Genomic DNA, 25,958 nt, shown 5'->3' on the forward strand with positions numbered 1-25,958 from the left:
GCCTGTCATGGAGTGAAGGTATGCATGTTTTTGTAAGACGATTTCTTCTTGTTTTTCTTGTCCTGCTGTCATTGCCGGCGCAGGCATCCAATATTTTTCCCCTTGAGCCGCCGGATACATCCAGCCCGCGCGATACTCTGCACAGTTTTATCTACTATACCGATGAACTCTATAAGGAAGCTGTTGCAGCCCATGAAAATGTGGTGCTGGAGAAGGAGTACCTGCAACGGGCAGAGCGATGTTTCGATTTGAGCCAGGTGCCTCCTACCCTGCGCAGCAGCGTAAGCACGGAGTCCGTGTTGCGGCTGCGGGAAATTCTGGATCGCATTGAAATGCCGCCCATGGAAGATGTCCCGGACAGGCATGATGTAAAAGCGCAGAACATATTGGTCTGGCGTATTCCGCATACCGAAATAACCATCGGCCGGGTTGCCGAGGGGCCCCGCATGGGTGCCTACCTGTTTACTCCGGAGACGGTGGACGGGCTGGAGGGGTTTTACGGAGAGGTTAAGGATATCCCCTACCGTGCGGACAGGGGGAAGGATTATACGGGGCTTTACGAGCAGTACATATATTCTTCCGGATGGATGATTCCGGACGGTTTTCTGGGGTTGCTGCCCTCCTGGATGTTTAAAGGATATTATGGACAGGCGATATGGCAGTGGACCGGGCTTGTCCTTATCATTGCCTTGTGTGCCGCCAGCCTGCTGTTGTGTTTCAAATGGCAGCGAAAGAGATCTCTACGGAGACGCAAGGGCGGGTTGAGGCTGGGCAGGATCGCCTTGCCTGTATATGCTATTTTTCTTTGCGTTTTTATCAAATATATAGCCGTAGACCAGATAATGATAACCGGGGATATACTTGCCTACCTCACAATTCTGCTCGGTCTGTGTTTCTCTGTTTCGGCCGGTTTGGCGATTATTGTTGCCGGTGACATCATCATGCGTGCAATCATATCCTCATCTAAGATTCGTGAAGAAGCGCTTGATGCGGATGTAATCAAACTGGTCTGCCGTCTTGTTTCCTTTGCGCTGGTGTTCGCGCTTTTTTACAAGGTCGGAGCCTATTTCGGCATTCCGGTGACAGCTATTTTCGCTTCCGCAGGTATTGCCGGTGTGGCCGTAGCGCTTGCCGCACGTGAGACCCTGGCCAACTTTTTCGGCGGGGTATCCATTTTTCTCGACCGTCCGTTCCGGGCCGGGGACTACATTGTGCTGAGCAGCGGTGAGCGCGGTGAAGTCAAGGCTGTCGGAATGCGCAGCACGAGAATACTTACCCGTGACGATGTGATGATCACCATCCCCAACTCGGTTATCACCAACGGAAAGGTTGTGAACCAGAGTATGCCGTACCCCTCGTTCCGGGTGCGGATTCAGATCGGGGTGGCCTACGGTTCGGATATCGACAAGGTTGAAAGTGTCCTGCTGGAAATTGCGGCGTCCAGTTCAATGGTTGTGCAGTCCCCAGAGCCCCGGGTGCGTTTCAGGTCTTTCGGGGATTCCGCGCTTAATTTTGAACTGCTTTGCTGGGCGGCCCGGCCCCATGACCGAGGTCGGCTGATTCACGAACTGAACAAGGCCATATACAAACGATTTAACGATGAAAATATTTCCATTCCGTTTCCGCAGCAGGATGTTTATGTCCACCGGGTTGATAAGTAATTTGCAGAGTAGCTGTTCTTATGCGTAAAAACAGAATCCACTAGCTGCAGGTATATATTAAAACAGGAGATGTTTTTCAGGAATTCTTTATGAGTGAAGAGAAAAAAATAAAAAAATTCAAAGGTGAAGTCTCTCGGCAGGATCGTGCTGCCCTTAATGGTCACCAATCTGCAGTATTCTGGTTTACCGGGCTTTCCGGGTCTGGAAAATCGACAATAGCCCATGCCTTGGAGAAGAAATTATTCGATAACGGGTTTAGGGCCTATGTGTTTGACGGAGACAACGTCCGCCACGGTTTGTGCTCCGATTTGAGTTTTTCTCCGGTTGCCAGAACGGAAAATAATCGTCGCATAGCTGAAGTTGCAAAACTTTTTGTCGAGAATGGCACCATATGCATGTGCGCTTTTATTTCCCCTTTGAAAGCGGATCGAGAGATGGCCATGGAAATTATCGGTGGAGAAGATTTTCATGAAATTTTTGTTACGTGTCCGCTAGACGTTTGTGAGCAAAGGGATGTGAAGGGGTTTTATAAACTGGCGCGCGAAGGAAAAATTAAAAATTATACCGGAATATCCGCTCCATATGAGGTGCCTGAAAATCCGGATCTGCTTGTTGACACCGATAAGGAGACATTGGAAGAGTCGGTAAACAGGGTCTTTGAATTCATACTTGGGAAAGTGAAGAAGTAGCCGTAGGACAGGTTGTTCTGTCTTCTCGCCATTATGATTTTGCGCTGTTGAGTTACCGGCCCCGCACTTGGTGCGGGGCCGGTTGTTTAGGGATTTAGATTTATTCAGATTCAGATTTGTCTGTGTCTGGGGTTGTGGATTTATCTGCAGATGTGGATGTGATAGTATATGGTATAGCGGACATTACTGTCGCATTGACAGGCGCTTTTCCGTCTTCTGAGGTTCCGGCAGAAACCTTAACCGCAACGCCTTTCTTCATATCGGAAAGCTTGATATCGAATAAACCATTGCCGGGAATTTTATACCACCCGGCAAGTGAGGATGCTGCCCTGAAACCGGCCTGTGACAGGTAGGTGCTTAAGATGGCGGCGTTCTCAATTTTCATGACACTGTTTTCCCCCACCCCGGAAAATGACACCTGTAGGACTCCTGCACCATTTTCCGCAGCAATATATGTCATACTTGAGCTTGCAGAAAAATTCTCTGCTGTCTGCTTTGCTTCTTTTTTTTGGGGGGGGAAGTAGATGATATTATGCCATTTCCCTTTATCCTGAAGTCTGATTTTTAGTTTTTTCGGGTTGGATTTGGTACTGTTAAAAGACATGAACTGTATTTTGCAACCCCGCCCGTCATCGTTGACAGTAAGGGAATCCGCAGCCAACCGGTAAGTTCCCGATGCCGCCGTGACGTCCAGGATAGGTGAAATTTCATCCTTGCGCAGGTTTCTACCGCCGGCAATCCTTACGGTTGTGGTGCTACCGTCATCTACCGCGATGAAACTCAAACCCGTGGGAATGGAGAGTTTCTTGGGAATGGATTCGGTCTTCGAAGGAACCTCAAAAGAGGTGTAGGAATACTGGCCTCCAACCCACAGGTCGGCCATATCGGTCCAGACCTGTTCACGGAGACCGTCTACCACTCTTGAGCATATGTCTGTTTTATTTTCACTGTCCAGATCTTTGCAAAGTTGATCAAAATAAATCTGGAAACTTTCCCATCTGTTAGTCTGTACTGCCCTTGCCATTCTGAAAGCATCCGTGATCAGTTCTACGTCTTCGGTTTCATCTGTTTCAATCCTACGGGGAGACTTTATTCCATACTTTGCAAGAAGTCCTCTTATTCCCTGGATAATCTGGGTGTGGTTCTTGCCCTCCAGCGGCTTGCCTGTGACATAGTTGACGAGTGTGGTTCTGGTTACGGCAAGCAGTTTGTCGTAGTCCGGAGCTTTGCTTCCAGGTACCATCAGCAGCAGGGTTACATAATGAGTGCGGGGAACCATGACCCTGATTTTTTCACTTCCTGTTTTGGAAGCTGTCTGCATGGCTCCGAAACGTACCCTTATGGAGTTGTCGGAGATGCGGCCTACTGTCATGAGGCTGTTGTAATCGTTCCCGGAGAGCTTCAGCAGGTCCTGTAGTGTGTTTTCAATCCCTGTTTCCAGACCAAGGCCGTTTATTGTTGCCTGGATAGCCATGCCCATTCTTATGATGTCGTCATTGATCCTTCCGAAGGAGGATCGTTCCAGGTCTTCCGATACGAGCAGGGGAACAACGTAGGGAGCTTTGGGGTCAATGGCGGGCGGAGTGTCGCCGTTAAAGCTGCCGTCGCCTGTGAAACTGCCTGTACCCTGAAATTCTCCGGTCCCGGTAAATGTGCAGTTGCCGTTGAATTTGCCGGTTCCTGAGAAAATGGAAGTCGTGTTTCCGGTGTTGTGTACTGAGCCATCGTCTTCTTTGGTGAATTTGCCTTGCCCGTCAAAAACGCCACGGCCCTGAAAAAGACCTTCTCCCTTGAACACTCCATCGCCATGGAAAAGTCCCTTGCCATTGAAAGATGCCTTCATTTTTTCCGGAAAAGTGGCTCCGGTAAATCGGTCGGGAAAAAAGGAAATAGTGGAATAGGCATCATAACGAGCGTCATCCGCCATGGGAGTGAGGGAGACCTGCATTCTCACCAGATATGGTGTATAGTCTTTCTTTTGTGAAGCATATTTGACGTACTTATTCAGCAGCCTGATTTCCTGATAAAATGCGGTTGCGGCAGAATAAAGCAATCTTGGGTTGACCTGTCCGGAAGTTGCCTGGGCACCTGCATCGTGAGAGGGGAGGCTGCCGTCATTCACAGACAGGGAGCTTAAATCCGGCTGGGTAAGCGCTTCTTCCCTCACTTCATCCACAGTGGTCTGCGCATCAGTGGCTTTTGTCGTCGTGGTTTTAAGCGTGGTAAGTTTTCCGGCCAGTGCCACCTTCAGGTATGCATCCAGAGAATTGAGGATTTTCCTTTCCTCATTCAAGGTTGCCGGTATTGCTTCATTGAGTGCTTTTGTACTGTTTATGGCGAATTCCGGCTGCAGTTCGTCCTGTATTTCCTCCCAGGGAATGACCGAAAGAACACTTGCGTCCATTGCGGCGACTTCCGACTGCTTGGAACTTGTAAAACCCTTATCCCTGATCGGGGAGTTTTTACCGCATCCCGGAAGAATAACCAGGAATAATAAAATAATGGCGGTTAGTTTTTTCATTTTGCCCCCTGTGTTTTTTTGCAGGGTAGCATGCTTCTGTGTATAACTGAATGTATGTTGTAATAAAAATAAATAAAGATCACGCAACAAAAAAACAGACAGTGACGCTTGCGTACTCTAACTAAATGAAAATTAAGTGATCAGTATGTTAAGACAGCGCCCGACCAACTGAGTCCGATTCCGAAACCGAAAAGCATTATTTTATCACCCCGGGTAAGCCTGCCCTGCTCCTCGGCGCGTTTCATGGCAATGGGAATGGTCGATGATGTGGTGTTGCCTACATCGTGAAGGTCAATGATGACTTTTTCTTTCGGCAGTTTGAGCTTTGTGCACAGGCTTTCGAGCACTTTTTGACTGGCCTGGTGGAAGACAAAGAGGTCGATACCATCCATTCCGGTTCCTGCCTGTTCGGCCAGTTTTCTTATTTCTGCCGGAATGGTTTTTAAAGTGAACTGGTAAACACTGTACCCGTCCATGTGAAAATCAGGGCGTACTGGTTCTTCGCCTTGTGTCCCTGTGTACGGTCCTATTCCGGAATTGTTGCAGATAATGGTTCCGCACCGGCTGCCATCCGTTCCCATGAGGAAAGACGGCGGACATGCCGGTTTATCCAGAATGGTTGCAGCCGCACCGTCGGAAAAGATTATGTATGAGGTTTTGTTGTCCGGATCGATGATCTTGGAATAATTATCCACGGTAACAAGAAGAACCCGTTTCGATATTCCAGAGGCCATGTATCCATAGGCTATGGAAAGTCCGTAGCAGTATCCGCTGCAGCCTAGACTGATGTCGAAGCACTTCGTGGAGGAAGGCAGACCGAGTTCATGCTGCAGGCAGGCGGAAACATGGGGGAGCATCTGGTCCGGAGTCTGTGTACAGACGATCAGAGTATCGGGTAGCTCTCCCTGCGGGATATTTTCAAGGGCACTGGTGGCTGCCTTATATGCGAGCTGAAGGGTTGTTTCGTCTTTTGCTGCATGGTGCAGGTAGCGCACTCCCGTCTTGGGCAGGGAATTCCGCACGTGCCAGTGCGGTTTTGCGCTGTCCAGACTGTGACAGTCCACAATGTTGTCCGGAAGGTAGTATTCTATGCGGTTTATGAAATCGGTCATGGGTTGTGAAAGGGGTTGCTTATTCGTGTCGGGCAAGACTCTTCTGGGTTGCTGACTGCCTGCATTCAGGAGTTGCAGTAAGGAATGTTGAGTCGGTGAGTAATTAATCGCCGTGCAGGCTCAGAAGGGAGTCTTAACCACATTTGATGTTTGGGGCAAGTCTGTTGAAACAATCATATACCTTCTTCGGTGTATGAATAAGCCCCCGGAAGGCTCTGCGCCATTTCGGGGGCTTATATGCTTTCAGGAAGAAGAACGATAAGTTACTCGGCATTGTTCACGGCGCTTATTGCTGCGGGCAGGAAAATGTCCAGTGTATCATGCATTCCGGCCATGAGTTTTCCTGCGTTGTCTCCGGTGTTTGCCATTTCCTTTTCCTGTTTGGACGTATAGTTTTTGGCAAAAAGCAGTTTATTGTTTTTTGTCACCATGCCGTCGAACTGCACCTTGAATTTCATTTCCAGCTGGCCGGGCCGATTGATATAAACCTTGTTGGCAATACCTGTTATGATGAACATGTCTCCGGCTTCGTCCATAGTTTCAAAATATTGAACGTCGAATCCCTGAGACTTAAGCTGACTGAAAACGGACTGCGCCATCCATGTGCCCACATCAACTGAGGGGATGAATCGGAAAGTTGAACTCCGGCCGACATCTTTGATCGGCTTCGATTCTGTAAATTTAACAACTGCAATTTTCTGTGAACATTTTGGGAGTTCCATTTTTATGGGGGTATAGCTCAGGTTGAGGACAGAATCGCGCAGTTTTGTTTCTTCGGCCATACTCCGGCCGGGCAGAAGAATGGCAAGCATGAGCAGAAGTACGGCAAGCAGGGCTGATTTTTTCATTTTTTCTCCCGTGTTATCAGTCAATTTTAGGAAAAGACAGCATACAGGACATCAGTCTAATTTACGCGCAACGTTATTGTCAAAGCTCTTTTGTTATTTGGGGAGCGGGATACTGTCGCGCAATAGCGTGCCTGCTCCTTGACCGCAGGCAGGGGGTGGTTTACTTGCTGTAACTGCTTTTGTCGGCGTATGGCAGGGAATTTAACCATGGTTGGAGATATGAGCGACAGCTATCAGAACAAAAATACATTTTTCTCCGGGCATCCGGATGCTCTGTATATCTGCGCGGTTGTTCTTTTTACTGTTCTGGTGCGGATTGCTACTCTTGAATACATTGAGATCGGCGGCGACTCCCTGTGCGTGTGGGAAAACGTTGTTAATCTGGTTAATTCCGGGCATTATTTTGAGTGGACCCACCATACCATGCGCTGGGCAATCAATATGCCGCTGTACCTTGTGCTCAGGATTTTCGGCACATCCTCGCTTGATTATTATATCCTGCCGATGCTTTTCTCCGCTCTGGCCTCGGTTCTGGCCTATTTTGCCGGTCGTGAGATGGGCGGGCGGCGTTTTGGAGTGCTTACTTCCGTTCTGCTGACGCTTTACCCCAAGATGACCACCATGGGCAGCCAGCTATGGCCGGGGATTTACGAAATGACCTATCTGCTTGGCTGCATCCTCTGTCTGCTGGTCTGGCGTAGAAAAGGCTGCTGGTGGCTGCTTGCGCTGGGCGGCGTGCTGGCCGGGTTTGCGTGGGGCTCCCGGTTGACTTCCATCTATTACGGTCCCGGAGTGCTTGCTCTGCTGCTGGCGGGGAAAAGGGATGTCCGTCCGGTACTGATTTTCTCAGCTTTTTTTGCTATGGTGCTCGGATTGGAGTGGTATTACTTTTATGCCGATACCGGGAATGGTCTCGGTCGGCTCGGAATCATAACCGGCACACATGTGGCGCAGGATGAGCTGCTGGTAAGCGTCGGTAAATACTTTTTGAATTTTACCAGGCTTATCAAATTGCGGGGGCTGCTGCCCGTGGTGCTAGCAGCTGCCGGGGTTTCCGTCTGGCTATTGCGCAAAGGTTCGGAGAACGAGAAGTGCATTGCCGTGCTTTTCCTGGGCGGATTGTTTTTCAACGTGTACATGATTTCCAGCATTTCTCCTCTCAAGCTCGCGGCTCCTGTAGGCAGCAGGTATCTGACCGCCGGTGTCCCTTACATGATTATCGTTCTGCTCGCCGGTCTGGCCCGTTGGCAGAATCATTCCGGAAAGGTCGCCTATATTTTCCGGTGGGGGTTGATAATCGCTTTTGCGCTGTTCACCATCAAAGATATTCCGGCACAGAATACCCTGATTCGGCTTGGTAAAGATCTTGATGTCGCCGATGTTGTACGGCGTGAAAATCTGCCGGTACTTATGCGGTACAATGCCTGGACTCCCAACGGGGTTGAAAAAATAGCTCTGGACCTGGTCGGAGTGGAGCGCAGTGGCCGACTCAAAATCAATGAAGATGAAAAAATGCTCAAGAACGGGCGCAGGATGAGAATAATGCTTTTCGGGCTGCCTACGGACAAAAGTTTCAGGCCGAAGTCCATTGACGGCTATTACTACATATTCAGGGGTGACCGCAGTTCGCTGTCCGGTGCATCCAGAGTTGCAGTGTCTGACTTCAGCCGTAAGGGGCATGAACTGCTCCTCGTTCCGGCGCAGTCGCTTCCCATCGAGATACTCAGAGGTGATAATAAATGAAAACAGCCGTTCTTATTCCCTGCCTGAATGAAGAAGGGGCCATTCCAAAGGTTGTTCGCGATTTTGCCCGGCAGTTGCCCGGAGCGGAAATCCATGTGTATGACAATGGATCGACCGACCGGACCGTAGAGGTGGCAAGGGCGGCTGGTGCCGAGGTGTTTTCGGAGCCGAGGCGGGGGAAAGGCAATGTGGTCCGCCGGATGTTTGCCGATGTTGACGCCGATATCTACGTGCTTGTAGATGGCGATGACACCTATGATCCCTCGGCAGCTACGGCCATGATTGAAAAACTGATCGCAGAGAATCTGGATATGGTTGTCGGAATCAGGGATCACGAGAATGATGATCAGGCTTACAGGGCTGGACACCAGACCGGGAACGCAGTCTTCAACAAATTTCTAGGTGTTGTTTTTGAAAGGACGTTTACGGATATTTTTTCCGGCTACAGGGTTTTTTCCCGGCGTTTTGTGAAGACGTTCCCTTGCCTGAGTCACGGCTTCGAGATCGAGATGGAGATGAGCATACATTCCATAACCGCCAGGCTTCCGGTGGCGGAAGTGGTTACCGCGTACGGCAAGCGTCCCGAGGGCAGCCACAGCAAGCTGAACACTTACCGAGACGGACTGCGTATTCTCATGACGATGGTTCATCTTTTCAGACACATCTCGCCTCTTAAATTTTATGCCGGGATCGGAGCGGTGCTGGCACTGATCTCTCTCGGACTTGGAATTCCCGTGGTCGCTGACTGGCTGCAGACCGGGCTTGTACCAAGGCTGCCTACAGCTGTGCTTGCCGCTTCTGTGGGCATTATCTCATGCCTTTTTTTTGCAATAGGGATCATTCTGAACAGTGTGAGCCGCGGCCACATGGAGATGCGCAGACTTGAATATCTAAATTTTTCATCTCCTTCCGTGTGCATTTCCAAATGTCCGGGGGATGCTGAAAATTGAATTCAGCTCTTTTGAACAGCCGTTTTTTTAGGTTCTGCTGTGTGGGCGGATTGGGATTTGTTATTGATTCAGGAGTGACTTATCTTCTAGTCGGCCTCGGAGTTGGGTCGCTTGCGGCAAGGATACCGGCAATCCTTATCGCCCTGACCGTCTGCTACCGGTTCCACCACGGTTTCACTTTCCGTAAAGGTGGGAGGGCACCCTGGTCCGGGTGGTACAAGTTTGCTTTGTCGAATGCTGTGGGCAGTCTGGTCAATTATGGTGCCTATGTTGCGGTCCTTTTTATCCGGCCGGCAAGTTCTGTAATTCTGGCCGTGGCAGCGGGGTCCATTGTTGCGATGATAGCAAATTATGCCATGTCAGTATGTTACGTGTTTCGTTGAATTACGCTGTCGGCGCGGATTTATTTGCGTACAAATTCAATTCTGGACTTTAATGCCGGGGTATGCTTATCTGCCCAATTTCAGTGCTAAGCCTGAAAATTTGACCTGCTTGAAGGCTTACGAACAAAGAATGAGTTTTGATATAGCGTGAAAGATATAACCGGGATCAATCCAAAACGTATTCTGGTCTGCCAGCTCAGGCAGATCGGTGATGTTGTTTTGTCCACCCCTTCGGTGGCCCTGCTGCACAGGAAATATCCGGATGCGGAAATTCATGTGCTTACCGAGGAGAAGTGCGCTCAGGTTTTCGATAACAACCCTGCGGTGAGCCACGTCTGGAGTATTGTAAAGAAAGAACTGCGCAATCCGCTGAAGGCAGTGTCGTTTTATCGTCGTGTCGGGCGTGCCGGGTATGATCTTGTTGTTGATTTTCAGCAGTTGCCGCGTTGCCGCTGGGTGATGATGTTTTGTAACGCTCCGGTAAGGCTGACCTATAATCCACCGTGGTACAACCGTCTGTTGTACACGAACTGGCCGGAGTTCATCCCCGGCGGTTATGCAGCCAAATACAAGGCCGGGGTTCTGGCCCCGCTAGGCATAGAGTGGAAAGAGGAGCGTCCTGAAATTTTTGTTAGCGATGCTGAAAGGGAACAGGCCCGTGTCTGTCTTGAATCGCTTGGCGTAAGTGATGCTGAGCCGCTTATAACCGTTGACCCGTCACATAGAAGGGAGACTAGGCGCTGGCCCGCAGAGCATTTCGGCAAGCTGCTTGCCCTGATCACCGAGCAACGTCCGTCATTCAGATTTTTCATCCTTTACGGTCCCGACGAAAAGAGTGTCGCTGAAACGGTCAGGGATTTTTCCGGATTGGGCAATAGGTGCGTAATGCTTGAGAAGCCGGGCTCGCTTCGATTGATGGCGGCCCTGATTGACAGGGCGGTGCTGCATATCGGAAACTGTTCCGCGCCAAGGCATTTCGCAGTAGGAGTGGGAACACCGAGCATTACGATTCCGGGATCATCCAGCAGTGCATGGACCTTCCCTTCCCCGGAACACGTGGAAGTTGTGCCTGATCTTGAATGCCAGCCCTGCGGGAAAGAGGTCTGTGAGCGCGGGGATCTGGCCTGTTTGACAGGACTTATGCCTGAGAATGTTTTGAAAAATGTTTTGGAGATAGTTTGAAATACAACCCTGTGGGTTGTTTTTTATATTGTAATTGTTGTTGAATGCCGCAGACTACTTTTTCAAGTAGGTGCGGACATTTCTATATGCTGATTATGGCAGTAAAATTAAGGTAGATATAAAAATGAAAACTTTGAAAGTTGGTGTTATCGGGCTAGGCTGGATGGGCCGAGTGCATCTCAGGAACTATTATGAGATGCCTTTTGTTGAAGTTGTCGGAGTTGTTGACACAAATCAGGAGGCTCTTGACGCTGTCAACAAACAGTTTGATGTTCCAGGATTTCAAACTGTAGAAGAGCTGATGGAAAATGAACTTGATGCAGTCAGCATTTGTGTTCCAACCACTCTGCATCACAGCTTCGGCAAGAAGGTCATAGAGAACAATATTGCTTTGATCATTGAAAAGCCTCTGGCTGCTACTGTTGCAGAAGGTACTGAGCTTGTTGACCGTGCCGCCCAGAAAGGAATTCCGCTCATGGTTGGTCATGTCGAGCGTTTTAACCCTGCTGTACAGCGTGTTAAAGAGCTCATGAGCAACGGAGTTGAACCGATTTCCATCCAGATTGAACGAGTCGGTCCCTATCCGCCGCGTATTCAGGATGTAGGCGTAATAAGGGATCTCGCATCTCATGACATTGACCTGCTCAGATTTCTTTCAGGTTCCAATTTTAAAGACGTGTATTCCGTCATGACTTCCACAAGGGGAGGACATGAGGATAATGCTCTGATAACTGCCGAGACTGAGTCCGGTATTTTATGTAATATCAACACAAACTGGGTTACTCCGTATAAATCTCGTAAGATCAGGGTTGCAGCCAAAACCAAGTTTATTGATGCCAACCTGATTTCTCAGGAAGTCCGTGAGTTCAGTGAGTTTTCCACTTATGACCAGAGCTACAGCGTTCGTGAATGGCCGCTTGTTTTTCGCGAACCGGTCAAGGAAGAACTTACCCAGTTCATAGCCGCTGTTCGTAACGGAACAGCTGTTCCCATTCCTGGAGAAGACGGTCTGGAAGTACTTAAGACGATTGAAAAGATTTTTAATAAATAAAATCTTCGTTCCGGCTGCGCTTGCGAAGCGCAGCCGGAGTTAATAATACAACGGTAGGATATGACTTGGTGTCGGCATGATGTGCATGGTTTATGATTATTTCGTAAACCGAATCTTGAAAGGGATTTGGTGCCAGGTCAAGTGGGGAGCTTTGAGCTTCACCGATCCTATTTTTTACCTTTTTCTGTCCTTTGGGTTTGTGGGACTTTACGTTCCTGCGCCCGATGTTAAGCTGACTTTGGCATGGCTTTTTTTCAAGGCTTTCGTTGAGGAATTCTTTTTTCGTTTTCTTTTGCAGGAGGGTTTTGACCGGCTGCTTAAGTATAGGTGGAGACTGGGACCGCTTAGTCTTGCAAATATATTGGCATCTTTAATTTTTGCTTGCATGCATCTTCTTCATCAACCAGTTCACTGGGCATTACTGACAGGTGTGCCCTCGTTGGTTTTCGGTTATATCTGGCAGAGGTATCGAAGCGTAATTCCCGGAACGTTGATCCATTTTGCCTATAACGCCTGTTTGTTTTACCAGTTCATGTAAACCCTATGATCGGTTCTCTTGACTGATGCAGGCAAGTATAGGATGAATAGAGGGTCTTGAATGGGCAGGGCAGCTTGTTTGTTCGGTTGGATATTTATGAGTAGTCATGACTTCCTATCGTCTGGTTTTTTACGGCGGAGTTCTCAAAATAATATGTATGATATGTTAAGAAAATTATTTCCAGCTCTGATTCTTGCTGTTTTTCTTGTTTCTTCTCCTGCCCTGGCCCAGCCCGAGGGCGGGGATGATGTGCATGCCAATCTGGAAAGTATTTCTCTGGTTGATTTCATTAAATTTGTCGGTCGTTATACAGGACGCAATTTCGTTTTTCAAAAGGGAGCCTTGCCGGGTACCCATATCAGTATTTATGCAGGCCAGTCCCTGACTGAACCGGAGCTTATGGCCGTATTTCAGCAGGTTCTCAGCGGGGCCGGTTTTCATGCCGTAGCACGTGATAACGTTACTTATGTACTGCCACTTAGAGACGCAAAGACAATTGCTCCGGACATTAAGTCCTCTCCGTCTACCGGCAATGGAGAGGAGATCATTACTTCGGTCTTCAAGCTCGGTGATAAGATGGATCCTGAAAAGGTTCAGAAACTATTGCAGCCTTTTGTTTCGCAGATAGGCAGTGTGAGTTCCGTTCCTATGGCGGATGCTGTGCTTGTGAGGGATTTGCAGTCAAATGTGATTAAGATGAAAAAGTTGCTCGACATATTTAAAAAGAGCGGCGCAACCCAGGACACGGCAATCATTGATTTGCAAAAAACGGGCTCAAGGACTGTAGCGGCAAAACTTAATGAATTTTACAAAAAATTGTTCACAGCAGGGAAGACCGGAACCCCGCCAGTAATTGAGTCAATTGACTGGGCAAACTGCCTGCTTGTATCTGGAAGCGGTGAGCAGCTTAAGGCCATTAAAGAACTTGTTGCCAGATTGGATCGTTCAAATGATTCATCTTCCAAACTTAAGGTCTACAGGTTGCATAATATTGAGGCTACTGTTGCAGGCGAAGTCTTGAGTAGTCTTGTTTCAGGCGGAGGGATGTCCACGGGAACATCCAAGGCCGGGAAAAATACGGGAACTGCGGGCTCCACTGATAGTAAAAAATCTATATCGAATTCCGGAAATTCCGATGGGGTGCAGGTTTCGGCGGACGAAACTACAAATACGCTTATAGTCATGGCTTCTGCCGATCAGCTTCCGCAGATTGATAGATTTGTAGAGCAACTGGATCAGGCGCAGGACCAGGTCTATATTGAGGCTCTGGTGCTTGAGACTTCACTAGATTCATATAAAGAATTTGGTGTTGAGTGGCAGGGGGGGATTGAGCTAGGGGGCAGTGTGGCCACCTTAGGGTATACCAAGTCCTCGGATAGTAATCTTGCTTCGTATATGGCAGACCCTTCCTCTGTTCCTGGCGGTTATTCCATGGGTGTCCTTGGTGATACGATATCGTATGCTGGACAGACTTTTCCCAGTATTGGAGCCTTGGTTAATTTTACCAAAACTTCCAGTAACTTTAATCTTATTTCAGCTCCGCAGATTATGACTCTGGATAATACAGAGGCAGAGATTTTTGTCGGTCAGAACAGACCCTACCAGACCGGTACCAGTTCTACCAGCGGTGATGCCGTTGTTTCAACATATTCATATAAGGATGTTGGTATAAAGCTTAAGGTCACTCCGCATATCAACCGTGAAGAAGGGCTCATACGACTGGAAGTCTATCAGACTTATAATACCGTTTCTGAATCTGCGGGAACTCTGCAGCTTCCCGTAACCAATGACCGCTCCACAAAAACCAAAGTACTGCTTGCCGATGGGTCGACAATGGTTATTGGTGGATTGATCAAATCCGAACAGACCAAAGCAGGCGGCGGAGTTCCTTATCTTTCCGACCTGCCGCTTCTCGGTTGGTTGTTCAAGAATACATCGAACAGCGGTTCTAAACAGACTTTGATGGTTTTCCTTTCGGCTCGCATAATTCAAACCACGGAACAACTTGAAGCCCTGAGCAAAGTTAAGATGGATAAATACCGTCAGCAGCGTAAACGTTTTGACGAATATATTGAAAAGGAATTCAACACATTCAAGAACGACTCTCCAAAGAGCGGCTCCGAAGCCACAGGAACTGAAGTCTCCACAACAGAATCAGACGGTTAGCAGGTGTGTGCGTTGAGTAATATCTATGATCTCAGTCAGGTCCCCAGAGAGGTGGTCGACCTGTTTCTCACCTTTCCCCAGAGGAGTGAATTCATTCCTGTTGCGGTTGATAATAACGTCGTTAAAATACTTTTGCAGAACGAATCATCACTGTCCATGGCTGACTTTCTTTCCTGGAAACTTGGAAAAAATGTTTTGACCGAGATAGTGGATGAAGAGGAGTTTTTTCCGCTTCTTGAGCAGGCTCTGACCCTGTGGGAAGAGGAAAGCTCCGTTGAATCGGAGAACGGATCAGAAGAAGCTGAAGACGGGCAGGATCTGCTTGGCTGGTCACATGACGATGCTCCAATTGTCCGGTTGGTCAACAAGACTCTGCACCAGGCTATTTCCACCGGCGCCAGTGATATTCATTTTGAAGGGCAGGGTAACGGATTTGTGGTCCGTTATCGACAGGACGGAGTTCTCAAGGCAGTCAAGAGACTTGATAAGGGACTTCAGGCAACTATAATAGCCAGAATCAAAGTTATGGGCGAGATGGATGTCGCCGAGAGTCGCAAACCGCAGGACGGTAGAATTTTTCTCAAACTCGGGCAGAAGGAAGTTGACGTCCGTGTTTCCACAATTCCGACAATGAGCGGGGAAAAGGCCGTCCTTCGTATTCTGGACCGTTCCAAGAACATCCTTAATCTTGAGGAGTTGGGGCTCAAGGGAGCCGATTTGGAACTGTTCAGGAAAGTCCTGGCTCAGCCGCACGGAATTGTCCTTGTTACCGGCCCGACGGGTTCTGGTAAAACTACCAGTCTTTATGCCGGCCTGAGTGAATTGCCGCGAGATGACAAAAACATAGTTACAGTCGAAGATCCCGTGGAGTATCAGCTATCCGGAATTAACCAAGTGCAGGTCAACAAGGCCGCCGGGATGACCTTCGCGGCTACCATCAGATCGTTCCTAAGGCAGGATCCTGATATTATTCTGGTCGGTGAAATACGCGATCAGGAAACGGCCAGCACAGCTGTGCAGGCATCTTTGACAGGTCACCTGGTCCTCTCTACCCTGCATACGAACGATGCGGCAACAGCTGTGACCAGAATGCTTGATATGGGGATTGAACCTTTTCTGCTCGCTTCATCCCTTTCCCTTGTTCTCGGTCAGCGACTTGTCCGCGTCAACTGCCGCCATTGTTCGCGGGAGGTTGAGGTCTTGGAAAATACCCGCAAGCTTTTTGATGAAGAGGAAGGGCTTCCGACAGAACAGGTTGCAGGGGCAGGATGTGAGCATTGCAACTTTACCGGTTTCAGCGGACGACGCGGTATTTATGAGCTTATTCCCGTCACCGAGGATATGCGCGGCCTGATTATGGAAGTTGCCTCTTCCGATCGTATCAAGGCTTACGCCAAAAAGATGGGTCGCGAAACCATGGTCGACCATGGAATCAGGCTGGTGAAGGAAGGAGTTACCACTCTTGAAGAGGTCGTCAGGGTCACTAAGCTTTAGTCTTTGTTCTAAGCCGCAACACGAAAATATAAATAGGATGTAGTATGAATATTCGGGGTGAGTTCCGCATGCCTGCCTGGGCAGCCGGCTGGAAGGTTTTCCTTGTCTTTGCCTTTGTCTCATTTGCTTTCGCATTCGGTCTGCGCTGCCTTGATCTACCGAAGTGGACAGACCCGTCTTTCAAGGTAAACGGCGAGTTCATCATGGGAACACATGATGCCTATTATTGGCTGGCAGGAGCCAAGGGAGTGGGTAGCGCGGTTAAAAATCCCATGGCTCACCTCGTTCGTTTTCTAGGGTCGATTACAGGGGCACAATACGGGAATATCGCCTTCTGGCTTCCAGCTGTTTTCGCCGGGTTTACTGCGGTGGCGGCCTTCGCATGGGGAGCTCTTGTCGGTGGATCCTGGGTCGGGCTGGCCTGTGCAGCTTTTGCCACGTCAATTCCTGCATATTATTATCGAACCAGACTTTCTTACTATGATACAGACGTTGTCACCCTATTTTTCCCCTTATTAATTTCAGTCCTGATAGCCCGGTGGCTTAAGCCGGGACTTAAGGAAAAGTGGTTTGGAGATTCTGGTGACCACAATAAATATGAACCGACCGGATGGGACTATCTGCTTATGGTTCTTGCCGGTGCACTGACAAGTTATGGTGAACTATGGCATTCGGACCTGCTTACTTTCGGTGTGGTTGCCGGCGTAATAGCGGTTGGTCTGGTTTTCATGAACGGGATAAAGGAAAACAGACCCGTTCTACTTAGGGGCATTATTCTTTTTGCTGCGCCTGCTTTTTTGGGGCTCCCTGGTTTTGCTCTGTCATTAGTTCTGCTATGCGTGTTTCTGCTATTTCCAGGAAAGGCGAAGCAATTTTTGGGAAATATTTGGGTCTGCCTGGCCTTGCTGGTTCTAATTATTGTTGTTGGTGGGATTGGGCAACGGTTTGTCCAGATATTGATCGTCAAATTTCATGCATACCTCAAGCCCGTTGCAGATACAGCTGTTGAAGCCTCCGGGCCAAAATATCCCGGAATCGCTCAAAGTGTTATTGAGGCCCAGAACTTAAGTTTTGAGCAGCTTTTCTACAATCTTACAGGTTCTGCATGGCTTGGATGGCTTGCCTTTGCCGGGTTCGCCTTTACTCTGATTGTTTCACCATTGGTAAGTCTTCTTTTGCCTTTTGCCGGAGTAACTTTTGCTGCCATTACGATGGGTGGACGTTTTTCCATGTTTGGAGGAATCGCCATCGGACTGGGGCTGAGTTATACTGCAGAGTGGATGATCAGGCGGTATATGGCATCTGAGAAGGAAAAGCGGATTATGAGTGCGGTACAGTCAATGGTTGTAATCAGTCTGCTTTTTCTAAATTTTTCAGGGATATACCAAAATGCTCCTGCAACGCCTATCATGGGCGCAAATCATGTTATTGCACTGGTGGAGTCCGGTAAGAAAATGCCGAAGAACAGCACCATCTGGACATGGTGGGACTGGGGCTATGCAAGCATGTATTATACAGGAGTAAATTCATTTGCCAATGGAGGGCACCACGGCGGTCCTGTTCTATTTCCCTTGGCGTTCATTTATTCCACACCTTCTCTTCTGCAGTCAAACCAGATGGTTAAATTTGCTGCTGCCAACAACAATAATCCAGCTGTTGCCTTTGATAAGATGACTCCCGGGCAGGCGCAATACATGCTTGGAGTAATGGGAAAGCAACAGTTTAAGTTTCCTCCTATCCACGATCAGTATGTGGTTGTCAGCTGGGAAAATATTCGCCTTGCCTACTGGATTTTATTTTACGGATCTTGGAATCTTGAAACCGGTAACGGGATCCATCCTTATGTGCGTGCGCTTATGAGTGCGTTTGATGTTGACTTCGGGCAAGGCATGCTCACAGTGAAAGGCCAGGGTACGCAGCCGCTCAGTTCCTACGACATCTTGAAACCAGAAGGCGAGGTAAGGAAGGACTTCTCGGCAAATAGCGGTCCGCACTTACTATATAATACTTCAGTTAGGCAGGGCTTTCTTGTTGACGATTTTGCTTATGCCAGCATGTTAATTAAACTCCTTGTCCTGCCTGCGAAAGATAGTGAGGTAGGCAAATATTTTGAACTTGTTTATGACGGTTTTCCAAATGTGCGGGTCTACAGGGTTTTATAGCAGGATTAGTGAAGAAATTTGTTGAATCATTCTGATGATAAGTGTATATTAACCGAAGTTATGTGGATAACGGTCTAAAAATATTGGATTTTTAGTCCTGTCCTTTTTTTAATAACCAAACTTAAGGAGATCTTTTCATCATGAAAAAGATTACAGTTCTCTTTACAGTACTGATGATGCTGGCAGCTTCCTCCGCTTTTGCTGCTATTACAGCTCAGTACCCGGCTGCGTTGAACGCAACCTGGAAAACCTATACCGGGTTTACAGTTAACGGTACGGCTAACAATCTGAAAGGGCTTCGCAACGCTTCTGAGCAGTTCTTTAACAGCACAAGCGGTGGTTTCTTCGCTAACAAAACCTATCCGAACGCAACTATCTCTGTGTATAACGGAACTGGCGAAGCTAAGATTGTAGTGTTTGATAAGGGTGTTACTCCTTTTCTTTTTGCCCAAAGTCTGAAAAACGTTAACGGTCTTGTCACTATGGCAAGTAACAACGCTACCAACGCCACCACTTACTTTGTTCCTGCATCCGGTTACACCTTTATGATTGGTCTTTCCAACATGACCATTACTAACGCAACCGCAGATAAGAACCCCAGCGCAGCTGGTGCTCTGAACGGTTCTGCCATGAGTTTCCTGTATGATAACGGAACAACTCTTGGTAGCACTTTCAGCACTTCCGATACTTGGGACTACTATGCTTTCGGTTCCGATAACTCCACCAAGGACGTTTTCGCAATCTGCGCACAGGTAAAACTGAATACTCAGACCGGTAACGATAACGCTCAGGTAAAGTTCTGGGAACTTGATGGTGACACCAAGACTTCCGGTTACACTTCCTGGATCGACTACAACGCTACCACCAACGCAGCCGGCACCAAGCTGACCCTGGACACCAACAAGGCTGCTCCTACTCTGTTTGACGCCGCTACCATCAACGCTGACCGCACCATCATTACCGGTTTTGTTAATGGTTCCGACGATGGTGAAGCATACTACGCAATCATGATCAGAAATGGTCAGACTCTTTCCACTAACGACCTTACCAACCGTGCATTCAAACTCGTTTATGCCGGTACCATGGACACTGATGCTAAAGACCAGGGTAACGCCACCGGTGGTGTCCTTGAGTTTTCCGTAGATTCCAATCTCGGAATTGATGGTGACGCTGCTTTCATCAACGGCACTCAGAAAGGTTCTCAGGACTATATCTCTGCAAGCCTCTCCGGTTTCAGTGTTGCTCTTGCAGACACCTCTTTCTACGGTCTTACTCAGTCCAACATGACCATTTACGGTACTGACGGCTCTACCCCTGTCGGTTACTTCTATGGTAAGCAGACTGCACAGAAAGATATGGTAGTTGGTTTCTACGAACCTGCACAGGCTTCTGACGGCACCACCGTTGATGGTCTTGCTCTTGCCGTTCTCGTTCCTAACGCTGCCGCAACTGGTGTAATTGCTCCGGCCGGTGCAGCTTACCAGAACAATGGAACCCTGACTCTTCTTACCTGCGTACAGAACGCAACTTCATACTCTGCAAAGCAGATGCGCGACAACTGGAGCGGAATTTCTTCTGACTTCACTCCTCTGACCGAGGTTAAAGGATTTAACGCAACCTGGGCTACCGGAATTACCAAGGGTGATGTCTACGTAACCTTCCAGTTCCCCATGAACGGCGTTGGCGACAAGGTTGAGAACCTGCGTCTCTACAAGGTCTTCCCGACTTCTGCTAAGACTGTACGTACCTTCAACTACGCTGGTTCCGCTACTCCTTCCGTTGAAGGTTCCTGGTGGATTTCCACAGCAACTGCTGATGGTTACCTGAACAAGAATTCCGTACTCGCTCCCAGCGTAGATTACTATGTTAACTGGGTTGTTAAAGATAACGGTAACTACGACTCCAACTCTACTGCAAGCAGTATTGTTGACCCCGTCGTACTCGGCTCCATGCCTACTTCCAGCTCCAGTTCCAGCTCTTCCGGTTGTGTATTCAACCCCGCTGCTGGTTTCGGTCTGGAATGGCTGCTGCTGATGCTTGCTCCCATGGTTGCTATCGTACGTAGCCGCTTCAAAAAGTAAGCTTTGCACTCCAAAGGTCTTAGACCTAACTAGGTAATTTAAGGGGGCTCTCTTTGAGAGCCCCCTTTTTTGTGGAGTGACGAGCACGGCACGAGTTCAGGAGGTGCAAGTTTTTTACAGTACCGGTGGTGGGAACTTTCTGTTGAAGGCAACAGCGTGTTCAAGAGGCGGTGTGAAGAGGAGGATGAGGCCAAAGTCAGACACGACGAACAGAAACCGGATATCTGGCTGATGTAACGGGTTAACTCAGCCATACGCAGGGGCACCTGATACCCGCCCGGAAATAGCATAAGTTAATCCTGCGAGGCCTGAAGAAAGAAATGGTGTCTTACTTCGGGAGATATTCGTGTCTGTAAGAAAAAACTATTGATGTGGTGACTCAACAGGAAGGATATACATATTTAATCAGAGTCAAGAGTAATGTATTTCTTTATGTAAAGGGAGAAGAAACGATTTTATGAAGAAGTAGCTATATAAGACGGTGTGAACGTTAGAATCGGTAAAGGACAGCAACTTGCGTTCTGGAGATTGGCAAAGAGAGACAATCTTTGAAGCTGTATCTTATTGAAGATGTATGATAATCCCCCGATAATTTAGTGTTCTAAAAAAATAGAATTCTTCAGTAAAGATAACCTAGAAGATTCAGATGAAAAATCCCTTTACAGCGGCAGACAAATTTTAAATATTTTGAAGCAAGCCGAAAATGGTGTTCCCGTTTCCGAGCCTTACCGTGAACACGAAATGAGTAGCGCCTCCTTTTATAAATGGCGATCCAAGTACGGCGCATGGATGCATCTTTGATGGCCCGAATGAAAGAGCTGGACGCGAGAATCGCCAATTAAAGAAAATGTATGCCGAAGAGCTACTGAAGGCCGAAGTCGTCAAGGAAGTTCTTGAAAAAAAAGGTAAAGCCATCTTGTCGACGCTAGATTGCAAAGGCCTCCGTAAAGGAAGAAAAAGTCAATATCAGTCAGGCGTGCGAAGCATTCGCCTGCTACAGAGACGATCCGAAGTTGTCCTCTGAAAATGAACTTATTGCCGATTGGCTGGGCCAGCTGACGCACAATCAACGCAACTGGGGTTTTGGACTGTGCTTCCTGTATTTGTGCAATGTACAGGGCTTTTCATGGAATCATAAACGCGTTTATCGGGAACTTGGAGCTGAACATACGCATCAAGCCAAAAAACGACTCGTGCGCGAAAAGCCGGAGCCGGTATCGCAGCCTGAAGCAGCAAATCAAATTTCGTCCATGGATTTCATGCACGACCAGTTGGAAGATGGACGCAGGATTCGTCTGTTGAACGTGATTGATGACTTTAATCGCGAAGGCCTTGGTATTAGGGTTGATTTGTCCTTACCTGTGGATCGGGTTGTCCGCACACTGAACCAGATAATCGAATGGCGCTGCAAACCTAAAGCAATAAGCTGAAATTATGGGCTGAAAAAGAAGATATTCGGTTGGAATGCATCCAGCCAGGAAATCCGTAACAAAATGCGCACGTCGAACGCTTCAATCGGGCTGTGCGGTATGATTGGCTGAGCCAGTATATATTTGAAAGCATTCAAGAGGTGCAAGATTATGCAACCAAATGGCTCTGGACATATACAATGAACGACTCAATATGGGCATTGGCGGCATCACTCCGATGCAGAACTTGAGAATGGCTGCGTAGCCTACTTTTCAGGCCCCTTACAAATGGGGGGACTACCACACAAAAATGGCACCGCTCCAACTGAGTCCAATGCCGAAACCGAAAATTAGAATTCTGTCACCACTTTTCAATTTTCCTGACTCTTCCGCTCTTTTCAAGGCTATGGGAATGGATGACGACGTTGTGTTCCCAACTTCTTCTAGGTCTACAACCATTTTCCCTTCGGGAATACCGAGCTTATTTTTGATTGATTCGAGAACGTAGCGGCTGGCCTGATGCATGACAAACAGGTCAATGTCGTCAATACGGAGATCAGCCTTAGCGAGCAGCTTTTGAATTTCTGACGGAATGGTCCCTAGGGTGAAGAGGAAAACCCCGTATCCATCCATCTCGAAGGACGGTTTTTCAATTGGTTTTTCTGCTTTCGCTCCGGTGACAACGCTTATACCGGAGTTCTCGCAGACAACGGCCTGGCTTCTTGCCCCGTCTGTACCGAACAGGAAGACCGGTTTTTGCGTAGGTTTTTCCAGAATGGTGGCACTGGCACCATCGGAAAAGAGAATGAAACATTTCTTGTTTTCCGGGCGGATAATTTTGGAATAATTATCCGCCGTCACAAGCAGAACTTTTTCCGACAGCCCAGCTTCGAGGTAGCTGTAAGCAGTAGAAACTCCGTATCCATATCCGCTGCAACCCAGATTGAGGTCGAAGCAGAGGGTGGATTTTGGCAGGCCCAGCCTTTCCTGAAGCATGGCTGAGCAGTGCGGGAGCAGTTTGTCCGGGGTCTGAGTGCAGACAATCAGTGTATCCGGAATTTCGTCTGTATTCCCGAGAGCCTTTGAGGCTGCCTTGCAGGCCATGTCCAGAGTGGATTCATCTGCGGCGGCATGATGCAGAAGACGTACGCCTGTCTTGGCGAATGTCCCGGCGATATTCCAATCCGGCTTTTCCCTGTCGAGTTCAAGGCAGTCGACGGTGTTTTCCGGAAGGTAATACTCAATCCTGCTGATGAGGTTAGCCATCAATCAATCCGTTTGCTTCCAGAGTTTCAACAATGTCTTTGGCGGAAAGGGCAATGGCCAGTTCCGGAATGTTGGCAGCCTTGCCTCCTGTTTCCTGGTCTATGCGCAGGAGAATCTGCAACTGTGCGAGACTGTCCCATTTTTCCAGTGTTTGGGAGGAATCTTCCATAGTTACAACCTCATCCTGTTCCAGGGCTTCTTGAATGAGAGTAAGAACTTTTGCTTTATCCATTTCACATGCTCCTTGTTTTGGGGGAAGCGGCTTCGTAAATGAGTGTTTCCCAAATGTACATTCCAAATTTATAGTCTACCATGATATCCTGCTTTTCAATTGCCTCTTTCAGAATATCCTTATGCTTTGCCGCAAGATCAAGAGGGAACTGAAAACTCTGGCGGTTTACCAGATTGACTTCTTCAAAGGTATCTTCCGCTGTTTCGATAATTTTCGGATAATTGGACAGGGTGAGCACCGGAAAGATCAACCTGCCGGCGTCTTTCAGATATTCAGGGGCATTCCTGATTATTTCCGTGGTCAGTTCCGTGCCGTCACTGCCCGATTCGCAGCTTATGGAAGTGCCGAACCACGGCGAAATTCTGGCTATGGATTCTGCTATCCCCGAAACATCGTCCATGATCAGGTCAAAGGAGCGGTCTTTCCAGGGCTCGAACATTGAGCCTGCCTTTCCTTCAACTTTCAGGCCGTATTTCCGGAAATTTTCAACAGTGTTCTGTACAGCTGTCTCCGAAATATCAGATGCGCAGGTCGGGCCTGAAAGCCCCAGACGGTTGAGCGCAAGGCTTACTATGCCGCATCCGCATCCGAGATCAAGCATGGAAGCTTTTTGCAGCTCTTTTTTATCCTTGAGGTAATCAATGATGAGCTTGGATGTTTCCGTGGGGTAGAAGGTCCCCTCATGAACATCCACAATCGTGTCCGCGTATTCAAAAGTCTTCACATCAGTCCTCCGTCAATCGTGATTTCAGAACCGTTTAAATACCCGGACTTCATGATATGTTCAATAGCGTAGAAGATGTCATCGCATGTTCCGAATTTTTTGGATGGAATGCGGTCCAGGACAGCCTGTTTGCGTTTAGAGTCGAGAGAGTTGATCAGTCCTGTATTGAAATACCCGAGCACAAGGGAATTGGCTGTAATTCCGAATCTGCCGTATTCATGGGCCAGTGTTCTGGTCATGGCCTTTACGGCGGCCTTGCTTGCCGAGTATGCCGCAGCCCCCACGACAGAGCTTTGGGCAACCACGGATGAGATGCTTATAATTCGGCCCCAGCCGGATTTCATCATCAGCGGGATGACCGATTGCAGGATGCGCATTCCCCCAGTGAGATTCACGGAAAGAACAGCTTCCCATTCCTCCGGGGTGTATCCCAGAAAGAGTTTGTCTATGGAGATGGAGGATAGATTGATAAATGTGATCTGTCCGGAAATCTTTCCTGCCTCGGAGCAGAAATTCTGTATGGAAGAATTGTCGGTAAGATCGAGCTCAACGCAGCTGAAATTATCATGGCCGGAAAAATCGGAAAGCTTGGTCACATCTCTGGTTGTCCCGAGAACGTTGTCTTTATCCAGCAGCTTGGGCAGCAGCTGTCTGCCTATATCGCTTGAAGCCCCTATGAGAACGATCATATTTACGCTTCTTTTACGGGGTAGTATTTACCATTTTTTTTGTTGTAATATGCAGTAAGAACCAGTGGCTCTACAATATATTTTAGTACAAAATCCAGAAAATGGTTTGTTATGTAGTGGTAGCTACCACAATTTCGGATAATCTCTTTCAAGGCTTCAAGTTGAGGGGCTAGATCAAATATATAGTAATCCAAATGGGAAGAGATCTCATGTTTTTGGGGTTCTGCATCAGTTCCGACAATCATATCTCCACGATCATGTATCGCTCTGAAGGCGTCTGTGACTTTGAAAGGCAGTATCTCTTCATTGCCATCAACCACGACTCTGCACATTACAGGGGTGTCGAAATCCCTGTAGGTGGGGTAGCCCTGCGAAACGAATTGCTCAATAAAATGATAGGAAAGCGATGTCGGGAAAACCCCGAAAGAAAGCTCTTTTGCATTGCGTAGGTAGAGCTTGGCAAAAGGTGAATTGATATCGTAGCAAAATGATGATTTGTGATGATCCTTGACAAACCAATGAGCATCCTTGCCCCAAACTACAACTGAGTGCGTAGGGTGAATGCTCCTTTTAACATCCGGTGATCTACGGAAGAATTCACTTACGAGGTTGAGCCTGTCTAGGCTGGTTTTAGGGTCAAACAGGGGGTTCGTTGCAAGGTACATGATCGGGCTTTTGTCGAAGGTATACGAAGACATCATGATTGTGCCTTCTGAAAAATATGACTTGAGACCGTCTAGGAAAGCAGGAACACCTCCTTTAATTGACTGTGCAGCCGACAGAGAAGCTCTTATAAAAACAGTATCATTCGATTTGAGCCCTGAACTTTCAAGGCTGCTTTGCAATTCCTCAATGGAGATTAGATTTTGCTCATATATTCGGTTGAAGCCCAGTTTTTTTTTTAAGGCCATAATCTTACGGGATTTTCTTTCCCTAATGGGGGCATACATATCGTAGGCTTTGAAGACAATTTTTCTATATAAATTGATTAACATTGTCTAGACACTTTATTTATAAATACCTATGGTTATGAATTGTTTGCGACAGTTTTACTCGT

Annotated in this window: 20 protein-coding genes and 1 pseudogene; 13 read left to right on the plus strand and 8 right to left on the minus strand. The window is 48.0% G+C overall.

The window, feature by feature from the left end; translation table 11 throughout:
• Positions 1-20 precede the first annotated feature (20 nt).
• Both ACKU4E_RS14230 and cysC read left to right on the plus strand, forming a co-directional pair.
• Positions 21-1,661, plus strand: coding sequence for a mechanosensitive ion channel family protein (locus ACKU4E_RS14230; RefSeq protein ID WP_320171743.1), 1,641 nt, complete (start codon positions 21-23; stop codon positions 1,659-1,661).
• Between the two features lie 89 nt (positions 1,662-1,750).
• On the plus strand, positions 1,751-2,350 hold the full coding sequence (gene cysC, locus ACKU4E_RS14235) for an adenylyl-sulfate kinase (protein ID WP_320171744.1): 600 nt from the start codon (positions 1,751-1,753) through the stop codon (positions 2,348-2,350).
• Positions 2,351-2,450: 100 nt separating this feature from the next.
• Here the strand turns inward: cysC and ACKU4E_RS14240 are convergent, their stop codons facing one another.
• The 3 genes from ACKU4E_RS14240 to ACKU4E_RS14250 form a co-directional block, all read right to left on the minus strand.
• Positions 2,451-4,871 (minus strand): hypothetical protein, encoded by a 2,421-nt coding sequence (locus ACKU4E_RS14240; RefSeq protein ID WP_320171745.1) that lies wholly within the window; start codon positions 4,869-4,871, stop codon positions 2,451-2,453.
• Positions 4,872-5,011: 140 nt separating this feature from the next.
• Positions 5,012-6,019 carry a ketoacyl-ACP synthase III gene (locus tag ACKU4E_RS14245; protein WP_320171746.1) on the minus strand — a complete coding sequence of 336 codons (1,008 nt, stop codon included), beginning with the start codon at positions 6,017-6,019 and terminating at the stop codon, positions 5,012-5,014.
• Between the two features lie 227 nt (positions 6,020-6,246).
• Positions 6,247-6,831, minus strand: a complete 585-nt coding sequence (locus ACKU4E_RS14250; protein WP_320171747.1) for a hypothetical protein — start codon at positions 6,829-6,831, stop codon at positions 6,247-6,249.
• Positions 6,832-7,050: 219 nt separating this feature from the next.
• Between ACKU4E_RS14250 and ACKU4E_RS14255 the strand changes: the two genes are divergently transcribed.
• The 11 genes and pseudogenes from ACKU4E_RS14255 to ACKU4E_RS14305 all read left to right on the plus strand — a co-directional run bounded on the left by ACKU4E_RS14255 (position 7,051) and on the right by ACKU4E_RS14305 (position 22,255).
• Positions 7,051-8,574, plus strand: coding sequence for a glycosyltransferase family 39 protein (locus ACKU4E_RS14255; protein WP_320171748.1), 1,524 nt, complete (start codon positions 7,051-7,053; stop codon positions 8,572-8,574).
• Positions 8,571-9,524: a glycosyltransferase family 2 protein gene (locus tag ACKU4E_RS14260; protein WP_320171749.1), complete on the plus strand. Its 954-nt coding sequence runs from the start codon at positions 8,571-8,573 to the stop codon at positions 9,522-9,524. Before ACKU4E_RS14255 ends, ACKU4E_RS14260 begins: the two co-directional genes overlap by 4 nt.
• 41 nt (positions 9,525-9,565) lie before the next feature.
• Positions 9,566-9,907, plus strand: coding sequence for a GtrA family protein (locus tag ACKU4E_RS14265; protein WP_320172643.1), 342 nt, complete (start codon positions 9,566-9,568; stop codon positions 9,905-9,907).
• A 147-nt stretch (positions 9,908-10,054) separates the two neighbouring features.
• Positions 10,055-11,089, plus strand: a complete 1,035-nt coding sequence (locus ACKU4E_RS14270) for a glycosyltransferase family 9 protein (protein WP_320171750.1) — start codon at positions 10,055-10,057, stop codon at positions 11,087-11,089.
• 124 nt (positions 11,090-11,213) lie between these two features.
• The gene (locus ACKU4E_RS14275; protein WP_320171751.1) at positions 11,214-12,140 is read left to right on the plus strand and encodes a Gfo/Idh/MocA family oxidoreductase; all 927 of its coding nucleotides are present in this window, start codon (positions 11,214-11,216) and stop codon (positions 12,138-12,140) included.
• Between the two features lie 85 nt (positions 12,141-12,225).
• Positions 12,226-12,678: a JDVT-CTERM system glutamic-type intramembrane protease MrtJ gene (mrtJ, locus tag ACKU4E_RS14280; RefSeq protein WP_320171752.1), complete on the plus strand. Its 453-nt coding sequence runs from the start codon at positions 12,226-12,228 to the stop codon at positions 12,676-12,678.
• Positions 12,679-12,774: 96 nt separating this feature from the next.
• A complete protein-coding gene (gene gspD, locus ACKU4E_RS14285; RefSeq protein ID WP_320171753.1) occupies positions 12,775-14,844 on the plus strand; it encodes a type II secretion system secretin GspD in 2,070 nt (689 codons plus the stop codon).
• Positions 14,845-14,847: 3 nt separating this feature from the next.
• Positions 14,848-16,338 (plus strand): GspE/PulE family protein, encoded by a 1,491-nt coding sequence (locus ACKU4E_RS14290; RefSeq protein ID WP_320171754.1) that lies wholly within the window; start codon positions 14,848-14,850, stop codon positions 16,336-16,338.
• Positions 16,339-16,382: 44 nt separating this feature from the next.
• On the plus strand, positions 16,383-18,500 hold the full coding sequence (locus tag ACKU4E_RS14295) for an STT3 domain-containing protein (protein ID WP_320171755.1): 2,118 nt from the start codon (positions 16,383-16,385) through the stop codon (positions 18,498-18,500).
• 140 nt (positions 18,501-18,640) lie between these two features.
• On the plus strand, positions 18,641-20,581 hold the full coding sequence (locus tag ACKU4E_RS14300; protein WP_320171756.1) for a hypothetical protein: 1,941 nt from the start codon (positions 18,641-18,643) through the stop codon (positions 20,579-20,581).
• A gap of 609 nt (positions 20,582-21,190) precedes the next feature.
• Positions 21,191-22,255: pseudogene (locus ACKU4E_RS14305) on the plus strand (IS3 family transposase).
• 32 nt (positions 22,256-22,287) lie between these two features.
• On the opposite strand, the gene ACKU4E_RS14310 reads toward ACKU4E_RS14305, so the two are convergent.
• Genes ACKU4E_RS14310 through ACKU4E_RS14330 form a run of 5 tightly spaced genes read right to left on the minus strand, consistent with a single transcriptional unit; the run spans position 22,288 to position 25,896 of the window.
• Positions 22,288-23,256 carry a ketoacyl-ACP synthase III gene (locus tag ACKU4E_RS14310; protein WP_320171757.1) on the minus strand — a complete coding sequence of 323 codons (969 nt, stop codon included), beginning with the start codon at positions 23,254-23,256 and terminating at the stop codon, positions 22,288-22,290.
• Positions 23,249-23,488, minus strand: coding sequence for a hypothetical protein (locus ACKU4E_RS14315; protein ID WP_320171758.1), 240 nt, complete (start codon positions 23,486-23,488; stop codon positions 23,249-23,251). Before ACKU4E_RS14315 ends, ACKU4E_RS14310 begins: the two co-directional genes overlap by 8 nt.
• 1 nt (position 23,489) lies before the next feature.
• The gene (locus tag ACKU4E_RS14320) at positions 23,490-24,212 is read right to left on the minus strand and encodes a methyltransferase (protein ID WP_320171759.1); all 723 of its coding nucleotides are present in this window, start codon (positions 24,210-24,212) and stop codon (positions 23,490-23,492) included.
• Entirely contained in the window at positions 24,209-24,901 is a 693-nt protein-coding gene (locus ACKU4E_RS14325; protein ID WP_320171760.1) for an SDR family NAD(P)-dependent oxidoreductase, read from the minus strand. Before ACKU4E_RS14325 ends, ACKU4E_RS14320 begins: the two co-directional genes overlap by 4 nt.
• A 2-nt stretch (positions 24,902-24,903) precedes the next feature.
• Positions 24,904-25,896, minus strand: a complete 993-nt coding sequence (locus ACKU4E_RS14330) for an AAC(3) family N-acetyltransferase (protein ID WP_320171761.1) — start codon at positions 25,894-25,896, stop codon at positions 24,904-24,906.
• Positions 25,897-25,958: the final 62 nt, after the last annotated feature.

Source organism: Maridesulfovibrio sp. (assembly GCF_963677005.1).
Lineage (GTDB): Bacteria > Desulfobacterota > Desulfovibrionia > Desulfovibrionales > Desulfovibrionaceae > Maridesulfovibrio.